The organism is Arthrobacter sp. CMU6, from assembly GCF_059090205.1.
This window is the reverse complement of the sequence record NZ_JBNHFL010000042.1, coordinates 1-10,931: the sequence shown is the minus strand read 5'-3', so window position 1 is coordinate 10,931 and position 10,931 is coordinate 1. Positions and strand designations below refer to the sequence as shown.

The following is a 10,931-nucleotide window of genomic DNA, read 5'->3' as shown; positions in this document are numbered from 1 at the left end:
CGCTAAGAATAAAGTAGTGCCGCCGGGTGCCTTCCGGACCCGGCGGCAATGGGGAATCAGCGGTCAGCAGCAGTAAGCGGCAGTCCCAGCTCGGCAAGAACCTGCTCGGTGTGCTCCCCCAACTCAGGCACTGGTCCCATGGAGAACCCTGCCTCCCTGGAGGTGACCGGCGGGATCAGGCTGCGGACGTCACCGACGGAAGACTGAACGTCACGCCACCGGTTTCTCGCGGACAACTGCGGGTGGGCGGAGAACCCGTGCATGTCGCGCAGTTCAGCATTGGCGATGGATGCCGCGTCGAGCCGTTCAACGACAAGCTGAATTGAAAGGGACCGCAGCACGTCGTTGATCTCGCTGTGGAGATCGTCACGGTTGTGAACCCTGGCGTCGTTCCCCCGGAACCGGGGCTCGTCTGCCAGTTCTGGTTTCTGGAGAACGTCCCGGCAGAACTTTTCCCACTCGCGCTCATTTTGGATACCGAAGAAGACGGTCCCGTCAGCGGCGTCGAATGGCCCGTAAGGGGCGATGCTGGCGTGCTGGGCCCCGCTCCGCGCAGGCGGAGCCCCGCCGTACTCGGCAAAGAAATAGGGCTGGCTCACCCACTCCCCCAGTGCCTCCAGCATCGAGATTTCCAGGACGTCGCCTTTGCCCGTTGAAGCCCTTTGCAGCAGGGACGTCAGTATCCCTGAATAGGCGTACATTCCGGCGCAGATGTCGGCGATTGAAACCCCCACCTTCGCCGGGGAGTCGTCGGTTCCAGTAACGCTCAAGAGCCCCGATTCGCACTGGACGAGGAGGTCATAGGCCTTTTTTTGCTCGTACGGGCCGCCCTTCCCGTACCCGGAAACGGAGACGTGGATAAGTTTGGGATTGAGCGCCAGGGCGTCGTCGGGACCGAAGCCCAGCCGTTCGACCGCGCCCGGGGCGAGGTTCTGAACCAGGACATCTGCCTTGGCCACAAGCTGCTTCAGGGCTTCGAGGCCGTGGGCGGATTTGAGATCGAGGACGATGCTCTCCTTGCCCCGGTTGAGCCACACAAAGTAGCTTGCCATGCCGTTGACTTTGCTGTCATAGCCGCGCGCGAAATCTCCGGTGTCCCGCTCAATCTTGATGACCCTGGCTCCCAGATCGGCGAGTTGCCGGGTGGCAAACGGGGCGGCGACGGCCTGTTCCAGGGAGACAACCGTGATTCCTTCAAGAGGTAACCGGCTCATCACTTCTCCTTTCGTGCTCGGGCGAGAATGCGCTGTGCCCGTTCGATGACAGGACGGTCGATCATTTGGCCCTCTATCTGGCTGGCCCCGCCGCCGGCGGAAACTACAGATTCAGCCCACTGAACCTCCACTGGAGCCGGGCGGAATGATTGGCTCACGATAGGAACCTGGGAGGGGTGGATGCACAGCTTGCCGCCGAATCCGAAACCCCGTGAAAGGTTTGCGGATGCCTGAACCTTGTCGGTCTCTTTGATGAAGATGGCGGGCGAATCCAGGGGCGCCGGTATTCCGGCCGCCCGCGATGAGATCACCAGGGCACTCCGAGCATGGTCCAAAAACCTGTCATCGCTTCCGGCATCTATGTCGAGGGCGTAGTCGATGGCTCCGAACGACAATCGGGTGATACCGGGTATTCCGGCGATCCCGGCCGCGCCGACCACGCCAACAGCGCTTTCAACGAGGGGTATGACTGCCAGATCAAGCGTGTCGCAACGACGGGCGAGGTTTCTCAGGGCCATGCTGTCTTCGGCCTTGGGGATAACCAACCCCAGCAGTCCGTGCCTGGCCTGCTGGGCAACGTCCAGAAGAGCAATAATCTCGACGTTGCTGCTTTCAGTTCCGAGCGGATTGATCCGGACCAATGCACGCAGTTCACCACGAGTCAGCGAATCGACGGCGGTGGCCAGCGCTTGCGCTTTGTTCTCCGGTGCCACAGCGTCCTCAAGATCGACGATGACGACGTCGGTGCCCGAGGCTGCCGCCTTGGCGAAACGGTCTGGCCGGTCGCCCGGGACGAACAGCGCCGTTACTGCCGCGGCAACCAGTTCCCGTCCCTGAGTTTCCAACACCACGCCCCGCGGACCGGTCACTGGAAATCTCCGTGGTCCGGCAACGTTGATTCGTCGGGTCTGGCCGACTCGACACCCGGCAAGTGTCCCTGGCGGTAGACCATAAAGGTCCGCCGGTAGCTGATGACGATTTTGGCGTCCTGATTGAACCCTTCGGTGGCCACAGTGACAAGGCCAAGGTTTGGTCGGGACTTGGATTCGCGGATGGCGAGGACCTTGGACCGCGAGTAGATGGTGTCGCCCTCATACACAGGGTTAGGCATCCGCACTTCGTCCCAGCCCATGTTCGCGAAGACGTTCATGGACAGGTCAATCGTGGACTGACCAGTCACCAGCGCAAGAGTAAACGTCGAATTAACCAAAGGCCGGCCAAACTCCGTACCTGCGGCGAAGTTGCGGTCCACGTGGGTCTTGGCCACGTTCTGCGTGATTAAGGTGAAGTTTTGGTTGTCAGCCTCCGTGACCGTCTTACCAAAAGGGTGGTAGTAGATGTCGCCGACCGAAAAATCTTCAAACAGGCGCCCAGTCCATCCCGGTACTACACGGGTTCGCCCCGTTGTAAGTTCTGACGTCATCGTCGTTAGTTCCTCTTCCATTGCGGATACCGTATCCCGTATATTAGTCTCGAAGAGTCGGTGCGACAACTGTTTTGTTCCGCGGACCCTGAATAAGCCACTCCCGGGTCTCCCGGAGACAAGGGGAGAGCCAATATATTGGCCCGTCCGTCCGGAAGGCCGGGTGTGGCCTTGCATACCGCGAGGTTAAAGGCAAGGCCGGCAATTTCGCGGTGTGAATGTATTTTCTTTTGATCGCTTACTGGCTTCCGACGACGCCTAGCCACAAACCGAGGAGCACCCCGTGACTGTCCATACTTCTGTCGAAGAGCTGAGGGTAAAGACCCGTACTCTCTGCGCCCTGTTTCCGGACACCTACTGGCGGGAAACCGATCGCAACCGCCGCTACCCGCAGGAATTTGTGGACAGGTTGACCAAGGAAGGGCTCCTGGCCGCGCTGATCCCCACTGAGTACGGCGGCTTGGGCGTGGGCCTCACCGAGGCAAGCGTGATCATGGAGGAAATCAACAAGTCCGGCGGCCATTCCGCGGCGTGCCACGCCCAGATGTACACCATGGGCGCGCTGCTTCGGCATGGAAACGAAGACCAGAAGAACGCCTACCTCCCGGCAATCGCTTCCGGCGACCTCCGCCTGCAGGCATTTTCCATTACAGAAGATGCAGCCGGCTCCGACACAACGAGCATCGAAACGGCCGCGGTCAAGGACGGGGACGACTACGTCATCACCGGCCACAAGAGCTGGACCAGCCGAATCGATGAATCAGACCTCGCGTTCGTGCTCGCCCGGACGTCAAAGAAGGCTGACGAGGACCGTACGCACGGCCTGACGCTCTTCCTGGTGGATCTGCGCCAAGTACGCGCCGAACAGCCAGAGACCTTGGAAGTCGTTAAGGTCCGCACAATGTTCAATTACGCCACCAACCAGATCTTCTACAAAGGCATGCGCGTACCCCAGTCTGCCGTGATAGGCGAAGTCGGCAAGGGGTTCCGCTACGTCATTGACGGATGGAACGCCGAGCGGATTCTGCTGGCCTCCGAAGCGATCGGTGACGGGTACTGGTTCACAACGCGGGCGGTAGAGTACGCCAACAAACGAAGCGTGTTCGGTCGCCAGATCGGCGCTAACCAAGGCGTGCAATTCCCCATCACGGACGCCTACATGAAGGTCAGGGCAGCCGACATGATGCGCTACGAAGCCGCACGGCTCTTCGACGCCGGCGAGCCCTGCGGCGCCGAAGCGAACATGGCCAAGCACCTCGCATCAGAGGCCAGCTGGGCTGCGGGCAACGCCTGCCTGGACACCCATGGAGGCTACGGCTTCGTGGATGAGTACGACGTCGAACGGAAATTCCGGGAAACCCGCATGTTCCAGGTGGCACCCGTGAACAACAACATGATCAAGTCCTTCGTCGCAACCAAGGTGCTGGGCCTCCCACGTTCGTACTAAAGGTCGACGCCACTCTCACGAACCCGAATAAGGAGAATCGGATGGTGCACAGCCTAGGCTCGCTTCCTCAGGACGGGAAGATGGTTCTGTTTTCGCCGACGTTCACCGTGGTGAATGTTGGCTCGACTGCAATACGCGCAATCGTCAGCGGCGCCGACAAAATCGCGGTTCGCAAACGTGTGCACACTCTCGCGAAAATGCTCAGCACCTACGACGTGCCAGGCCTCGAGCCGCTCATCCCAACGAACGATTCGCTTCTGGTGGAGTTCGATCCATCCGTCATGGAAGCTCCCGCGCTGAAGCGGCTGATCAGGCTGATCGATGCCTCAGCTGGCGGGACCGAGGATGATTACGGGTCAACCGGTGAGCCGGGTTTCACCACCGGGCACCGCCAGGCCGGCACTCTCTGATGCCGCTTACAGGAATGTCAACGCCTCAGGGATCCGTTGCACCAAGAAAGTAATGGACCGTTTGTGCAGATCCGTTCCACCCGAGCATCGCGAGCATTGCCTCGCGAAGCTCGGGTGGATCGCGGTTCGGCCCATGTACCGGGGCCATGGTGACATTCAGAACCGGCCGTCCAGCATAATTTTGACCGAGCGCCAAGGCCTAGCTTGGGAGTGGAAGCAAGCGTAGCGTCGTCTGAAGAAGAGGCGGAGACGGCAGCCCCTACCTAAGGGTGAACGGCATGCCGGTTGTAGTTTCTTAAGGGGAACGCGATGGCTGGGTGGAATGCTGACACGGCGGCCGGCCCGCTGGGGGCCGGAACGGTCACCCTGGTCGAGGGATCCTCCTTCTGCATTTCCTTGCCCAACGGCGATATCGCCGCTGAACACCCGCATGGTCTTTTCGTCCAGGACGCCAGAATCCTCTCGGGATGGGGTCTGACAGTTAATGATCAGCCGCTTGAGCCGCTAACGGCACAGACGAAGGAGCCGTACCGGGCACTGTTTGTCGGACGGGTTCCGCGCTCCGACGGCTACGCCGACAGTCCCCTGATCGCGGAACGGCTGCGGGAAGTGGGGGCAGGCATCCAGGATCAGGTCACCGTGCGCAACTACTCCCAGGAGCCCGCCTCGTGTGAGGTCACACTGTTGGTCGAGGCGGACTTTGCCGATCTTTTCGAGGTGAAAGAAGCCCGCATCCAGCGCCGGTGGGACGAAACCCGCAGGGCTGACGGCGACAAGCTCACCATTCGGGGAGTCTGGCAGGACGTTCGGAAGGCCACGGTTGTCCAAGCTCCTGGCGCAGATTTAACGCCTGAGGCCATTACTTACCGGGTAACCGTCCCCCCGCACGGACACTGGAGCACAGTCCTGACCGTGCTGCCTGGCACCGAAGATGACGCCCATGCCACGGCATTCGTTCATCCCGACGGGGACGGTTTGTCCCCCCGGGACCGCCGCCGGCGGGAGTGGGTGGCGAAGATACCCGTCCTTCAGATGGGCAACCGTTCGATTGAAAGGACCCTGCGCCGCAGCTACGACGACCTTGGCGCCCTTCGCATCGAGGATCCGAATCATCCGGAAAGGGTGGTCGTGGCCGCCGGCGCACCCTGGTTCATGACCCTGTTCGGCCGCGACTCTTTGTGGGCGTCGCAAATGGCGCTACCGGTGGACCCTTCCCTGGCCCTGGGCACACTACAGACGCTGGCAGACCGCCAAGGGACGGTGGTTGATCCGCTGTCCGAAGAGGAACCGGGAAAGATCCTCCACGAGGTCCGGCTCGACGTCTCCAGCGGGCTATCCCTGGGCGGCAAATCAAACTACTACGGCAGCGTGGACGCCACCCCGCTCTTCGTCGACGTCCTTGGATCAGTTAGCCGATGGGGATTCGCGAAGGACACCATCGCCGCGCTTCTGCCCAACGCTGACCGTGCACTCGACTGGATCAGGGACTATGGGGACAAGGACGGCGACGGGTTCGTCGAGTATGAGCGCCTCAACGACCAAGGGCTGCTCAACCAGGGCTGGAAGGATTCATGGGACGGCATCAACTTCGCCGACGGCACTCTGGCCGAACCCCCGATCGCGCTATGTGAGGTGCAGGGCTATGTCTACGCCGCGTACACAGCGCGCGCATGGATGGCATACGATGCCGGTGACACGGGCTTGGCCAACGAATTCGCCGATCGGGCCGCACAGCTGAAGAAACAATTCAACGAAGCGTTCTGGATGCCCGAACGGGGCTACTACGCCATCGCCCTCGACGGCAAGAAACGGCAGGTCGACGCGTGCGCCTCCAACATGGGCCACTGCCTCGTATACGGCCTGGTGGATGAGGACAAAGCCTCACCGGTGGCCGAAAGGCTGATGTCCCCCGAGATGTTCAGCGGCTGGGGCGTGCGCACCCTCGCCAGCGACATGGGCGCCTACAACCCCGCCAGCTATCACAACGGTTCCGTCTGGCCCCACGACAACGCCATCATCGCGGCTGGCCTATTGCGCTACGGCTTCGTGGCCGAGGCCCAGCAGATTTGCATAGGGATACTGGAGGCAGCCGAGTACTCCGAGGGCCGCCTCCCGGAGCTGTTCTGCGGATTCAGCCGAGATCAGCTCCCCGCCCCCGTTCCCTACCCGACTGCGTGCTCACCCCAGGCCTGGGCAGCGACCACACCCATCCAGCTGATAACCAGCCTCATGCGGTACGACACACACGTCTCCCAAGGTGGGGTATGGATAGACCCGGTTCTTCCGGAGTCATTTGGGGAACTGCACATCACCAACGCACCCCTGGTGGCGGCCGCATCACCATAGACATTGCCAACTCCGTCCCGTCCGTCCAGGGACTGCCCGACGGGATCAGGTTCCATAGGGGATACCGTCCATGGATGACAGAACTCGTCGAACAGGCCTATCGCCGCACGGAAGCACCGCGCCAAACGAATCGACGGCCCTCCAGTTGAACGCTTCCTGGAGGCTCACTCGCGCCGGGACGCTGGATCAGGCTCTTGCAACTCATTAGAATGGCAGCCGTCGCCGGAGCCGTGGGCTTTCATTCGTGGCATGGCTAAGCCCCACACTCCTCGGGTTGAAAGACAGGATCGTCTAGTCGCAAGTCAGGCGGCTGACGGCTTGCACAATGGTGCGGTTAGTTGACGGCGCGATTGCACTAACTAGTGACTGGCGCCTCCCAATTCGGGTGTCAGGCTGAAGCACACCCCAAACTGACAGTTCATCACCCGGCAGCTGTGGACTAGTGCTTGGGTGTTCCGCTGGATTGGCGGGGGATGAGGGTCGGCATGGACCGCCTGATGAGGGGTTCCGTGCCCTGGTTGACGATGAGGTCGATGGCGGTGGCGGCGATTTGGTCCAGGGGAACGTGGACCGAGCTTAGGGGTGTGGGCAGCCGCGCCGATAGGGGTGTGTCGTTGTACCCGACCAGTGCGAGGTCATCGGGGATGGTGATGCCGTTGCGATGGGCTGCAGCCATAACACCCATGGCGATGTTGTCGTTTGCTGCGAAGATCGCTGTGGGGCGGTGGCCGGCGCCGAGGAGCGTTTCACCGGCGGTGTAGCCGTTTTCGATGCCGTAGCCCGCGGCGATAAGCCATTTGTCAGGCGGGTTGATGTCGGCTTCTTCCATGGCTCTGCGGGCCCCGGCGAGACGGGCTTTCCCCGAGGATGTGAAATCGGGGCCGGTGACTACGGCGATGTCGCGGTGGCCGAGGTCGATGAGGTGGCGCACGGCCAGGTAGCCGCCCACTTCGTCATCTCCGAGTGCTGATGGGCTGATGCCGTCGGTACGCAGTACCAGTGCATGTGCTACCCGGCGTTCACGCAGGAGCCGGGGTAGGTCGTCGTCGAGCCGGGCCGTTGCCAGGATCAATCCGTCGACGTTGCGGTCGAGCAGGGTTTCAGCTGCGCTGCGTTCCTCGTCAGGGTCGTCTCCGCTGGTGGCGACCATGGCGAAGTAGCCGCGGGAGGAGGCAGCCTTTTCGAGTTCTTCGAACATTAGGGCCATCACGGTGTCGCTCAGGCGAGGGACCAGGACGCCCAAGGTCCGGGTCTCACCGCGGCGCAGGCTTGAGGCGAAGGAGTTCCTCCGGTACCCGAGCTCCTCAGCTACCTTCCGGACGTTCGCTGCGGCCGCGGACCGGGAGGTGGTCCGTTCATCGAGGGCGCGGCTGGCCGTGGAGATGCTCACGCCACTGGCTGCTGCGACGTCCTTCAGTGTGACAACGTTGCCGGTGGCGGCCGGTTCCATGGGGGTTCTCCTGGTCAGCAGAGGTGGTACAGACACTCTAATCCTCCTTCCGTGCAAACGTTCTCTTGACAGTGAGCTGCGACACGTGCAAACTTGAAAACGTTCCCGCAAACGTTTTCATAGTAGCGGGACTACCGACCATCAATGAAGACAAGAGGTAGCTGTAATGACACTCGATCTCCGCGGACTCAGCCCCGCACCTGTCACCCCGTTCACCGAAGACGGCGCCGTCGACTACGCTGCGATCCAGCGTCTGGGTTCGTGGCTCGGATCGATTGAGGGCGTGAAGAGCCTCGTCGTTCTGGGGCACGCCGGCGAAGGCACGTTCCTTACCGAAGAGGAGCAGCTGGACGTTATCCGCGCGTTCGTGGCGTCGACCGACGGCCGTGTGCCGGTCGTGGCCGGCATCACGAAGGAGGGCAACAAGACCGCGGCCCTCGAGGCCAAGAAGGCCGTCGAAGCCGGCGCATCCGCCGGTCTCGTCTACCCCTCGCACGGGTGGCTGCGCTTCGGATACCAGAACGGTGCTCCCCAGTCGCGCTACCAGGAGATCTATGAAGAGTCCGGTCTGCCGCTGATCCTGTTCCAGTACCCCGACAACACCAAGGCGACCTACGACCTCGACACCCAGCTGGAGATCGCCGGCCAGGAGGGCGTCTTCGCCACGAAGAACGGTGTCCGGAACATGCGCCGTTGGTACACCGAGATCCCCGCACTGCGCGCCGCGTACCCCGACTTGCAGGTGCTGTCCTGCCATGACGAGTACCTGCTGCCGACGATGTTCGATGTCGACGGTTTGCTCGTCGGCTACGGCAACATCGCCCCCGAACTCCTCGTCGAACTGATCGAGGCCGGCAAGGCGCAGGACTACCCGCGTGCACACGCCATCCACGAGCGGCTGCTCCCGGTGACCAAGAACGTTTACCACCGCGGTTCCCACATGGAAGGCACCGTCGCCTTGAAGTGGGGCCTTGTGAACCGCGGCATCCTGGACCACGCCACGGTGCGCACCCCGCTCCTGCCCCTGCCCGAAGGCGCCGATACCGAGATTGCGGAAGCCTTCGCTGCCGCAAACATCGGCAAGGTCACCGTCAGCGCCTGATCCCTTCTTCCCCGGATCCTCACGGGTGGCGGGCCACCGCCCGCCACCCGTGCCCAACTCTTTACTCTCCACCCCGGTCATCGACGACCCAGCAATGTCGCTGTATAAGGAGGACTCGCCAATGCGCGAGCAGCAGAATAAGACCATCACCCACCCCGGAGCCAGGGAAGACCAAATGGCAACCCAGCAAGAACACCAGGCAGAAGGCAGCACTAAAAACCGCCGCACCTTCCTGGGCTACCTTGCCCTCATGGGCCCGGCCTTCGTCGTCGGAGCCTGGCAGTTCGGCCCCGGAAACCTCACCACCGCCGTGCAGGCCGGAAGCCGGTTCGACTACACCCTCGTCTGGGTCATCGCCGTATCAACGATCCTCATGATCTTCTTCACCGACATGAGCGTCCGCCTCGGCATTGCAACGCCCGTATCCCTGATCACCTCGATCAAGGAACACCTCGGCAAATGGGTCGGTCTTCTCGCAGGCTTCGGCGTCTTCGGCATCACCCTCATGTTCTCCGTCGGCAACGCCGTGGGCTCCGGACTCGGCCTGTCCCTGATCTTCGGCGGCTCCCCAGTCCTCTGGACCGTGGTCTGCACCATCGCAGTCGGCATCGTCCTGGCCTTCAAAAACGTCTACGGCATCGTCGAAAAAGCGCTCCTAGTCATCGTCGTGCTCATGGGTCTGGCCTTCATCGCCAGCACCGTCGTTGCCCAACCGGACTGGTACCGGTCCATGGCAGGCATGGTTCCGAGCCTGCCGGCCGGAAGTGAAATTCTCATCGTGGCCCTGGTCGGCACCAACTTCTCCATCAACGCCGCCTTCTACACCTCCTACGGCATCAAGGAACACCGCCGCACCCGCGCCGACTACCGCGACATCACCCTCGTCGACACCATCCCCGGCATCGTCGCACCCGGCATCATGACGGCGCTCGTCATCATGGTCGCCGCCGCCGTACTCGGCAAGACCGGGGCCGAAGCAGGGACCATCAACGCCCTGGCCTCCATCTTCACCCCGTTGGCAGGCCCCACCGGAGCCATGGTGTTCGCCCTGGGACTCTCCGGCGCAGCGTTCTCCTCCATGATTGCCAACGCCACCGCAGGCGGCACCATGCTCTCCGACGCCATCGGCCGCGGCTCCAAAGCAGGGTCCCCCGCAGCCCGCATCTTCACCGGCATGATCCTGGCCTTCGGCCTGATCATCACCCTCTCATTCCAGTCCTCCCCCGTCGGACTGATCGTCATCGCCCAGTCCCTGACAGTCCTCATCGCACCCCTGCTCGGGGTCCTGATCGTCACCATGGCCAATAAAACCGCCCTCATGGGAGACCTACGCAACAAGTGGTGGCACAACCTCTTTGGAGCCATCGGCCTCCTTGCCATCATCGCTCTGTCCATCCGGCTGATTACCACACTGTTCGGCTAAACACGGCAACAAAGTAGTGGGCCCCCCCCGAGCGGGGGGGGCGCCGATGGTGGCCGCGGGTGGACGCGCATAGACCCGCCAGCCGCGGAGGAGATCTGGGGAAAAAACGCCAACAA

The 10,931-nt window shown here is 62.2% G+C and carries 8 protein-coding genes and 1 pseudogene; 5 read left to right on the top strand and 4 right to left on the bottom strand.

The features are described 5' to 3' along the window. Positions 1-56: 56 nt before the first annotated feature. The 3 genes from AC5RWD_RS21440 to AC5RWD_RS21430 are packed head-to-tail and all read right to left on the bottom strand — an operon-like array spanning position 57 to position 2,658. Positions 57-1,214, bottom strand: coding sequence for a CaiB/BaiF CoA transferase family protein (locus AC5RWD_RS21440; RefSeq protein WP_494021943.1), 1,158 nt, complete (start codon positions 1,212-1,214; stop codon positions 57-59). Further along, on the bottom strand, positions 1,214-2,083 hold the full coding sequence (locus tag AC5RWD_RS21435; protein WP_494021942.1) for an HpcH/HpaI aldolase/citrate lyase family protein: 870 nt from the start codon (positions 2,081-2,083) through the stop codon (positions 1,214-1,216). The genes AC5RWD_RS21440 and AC5RWD_RS21435 overlap by 1 nt, the downstream gene beginning before the upstream one ends. Next, a complete protein-coding gene (locus tag AC5RWD_RS21430; RefSeq protein WP_494021941.1) occupies positions 2,080-2,658 on the bottom strand; it encodes a MaoC family dehydratase in 579 nt (192 codons plus the stop codon). Before AC5RWD_RS21430 ends, AC5RWD_RS21435 begins: the two co-directional genes overlap by 4 nt. A 262-nt stretch (positions 2,659-2,920) precedes the next feature. Here AC5RWD_RS21430 and AC5RWD_RS21425 point away from each other — a divergent pair, with 262 nt between their 5' ends. The 3 genes and pseudogenes from AC5RWD_RS21425 to AC5RWD_RS21415 all read left to right on the top strand — a co-directional run bounded on the left by AC5RWD_RS21425 (position 2,921) and on the right by AC5RWD_RS21415 (position 6,989). Next, complete coding sequence (locus tag AC5RWD_RS21425) at positions 2,921-4,084, top strand: acyl-CoA dehydrogenase family protein (RefSeq protein WP_494021940.1); 1,164 nt, start codon at positions 2,921-2,923, stop codon at positions 4,082-4,084. Between the two features lie 41 nt (positions 4,085-4,125). Continuing rightward, positions 4,126-4,494 (top strand): carboxyltransferase domain-containing protein, encoded by a 369-nt coding sequence (locus AC5RWD_RS21420; RefSeq protein WP_494021939.1) that lies wholly within the window; start codon positions 4,126-4,128, stop codon positions 4,492-4,494. Positions 4,495-4,803: 309 nt separating this feature from the next. After that, a pseudogene (locus tag AC5RWD_RS21415) lies at positions 4,804-6,989 on the top strand (amylo-alpha-1,6-glucosidase). Positions 6,990-7,279: 290 nt separating this feature from the next. On the opposite strand, the gene AC5RWD_RS21410 reads toward AC5RWD_RS21415, so the two are convergent. Beyond that, on the bottom strand, positions 7,280-8,290 hold the full coding sequence (locus AC5RWD_RS21410; protein WP_494021960.1) for a LacI family DNA-binding transcriptional regulator: 1,011 nt from the start codon (positions 8,288-8,290) through the stop codon (positions 7,280-7,282). Between the two features lie 166 nt (positions 8,291-8,456). Between AC5RWD_RS21410 and AC5RWD_RS21405 the strand changes: the two genes are divergently transcribed. Then, positions 8,457-9,392, top strand: coding sequence for a dihydrodipicolinate synthase family protein (locus AC5RWD_RS21405; protein ID WP_494021938.1), 936 nt, complete (start codon positions 8,457-8,459; stop codon positions 9,390-9,392). 121 nt (positions 9,393-9,513) lie between these two features. Further along, positions 9,514-10,815, top strand: coding sequence for an Nramp family divalent metal transporter (locus AC5RWD_RS21400; protein ID WP_494021937.1), 1,302 nt, complete (start codon positions 9,514-9,516; stop codon positions 10,813-10,815). Positions 10,816-10,931 lie beyond the last annotated feature (116 nt).

What these genes read in the sequence shown, in the direction of transcription:
- AC5RWD_RS21440 (WP_494021943.1), bottom strand. Translation starts at nt 1,214, where the DNA reads ATGAGCCGGTTACCTCTTGAAGGAATCACGGTTGTCTCCCTGGAACAG.
- AC5RWD_RS21430 (WP_494021941.1), bottom strand. Translation starts at nt 2,658, where the DNA reads ATGGAAGAGGAACTAACGACGATGACGTCAGAACTTACAACGGGGCGA.
- AC5RWD_RS21420 (WP_494021939.1), top strand. Translation starts at nt 4,126, where the DNA reads ATGGTGCACAGCCTAGGCTCGCTTCCTCAGGACGGGAAGATGGTTCTG.
- AC5RWD_RS21410 (WP_494021960.1), bottom strand. Translation starts at nt 8,290, where the DNA reads ATGGAACCGGCCGCCACCGGCAACGTTGTCACACTGAAGGACGTCGCA.
- AC5RWD_RS21405 (WP_494021938.1), top strand. Translation starts at nt 8,457, where the DNA reads ATGACACTCGATCTCCGCGGACTCAGCCCCGCACCTGTCACCCCGTTC.
- AC5RWD_RS21400 (WP_494021937.1), top strand. Translation starts at nt 9,514, where the DNA reads ATGCGCGAGCAGCAGAATAAGACCATCACCCACCCCGGAGCCAGGGAA.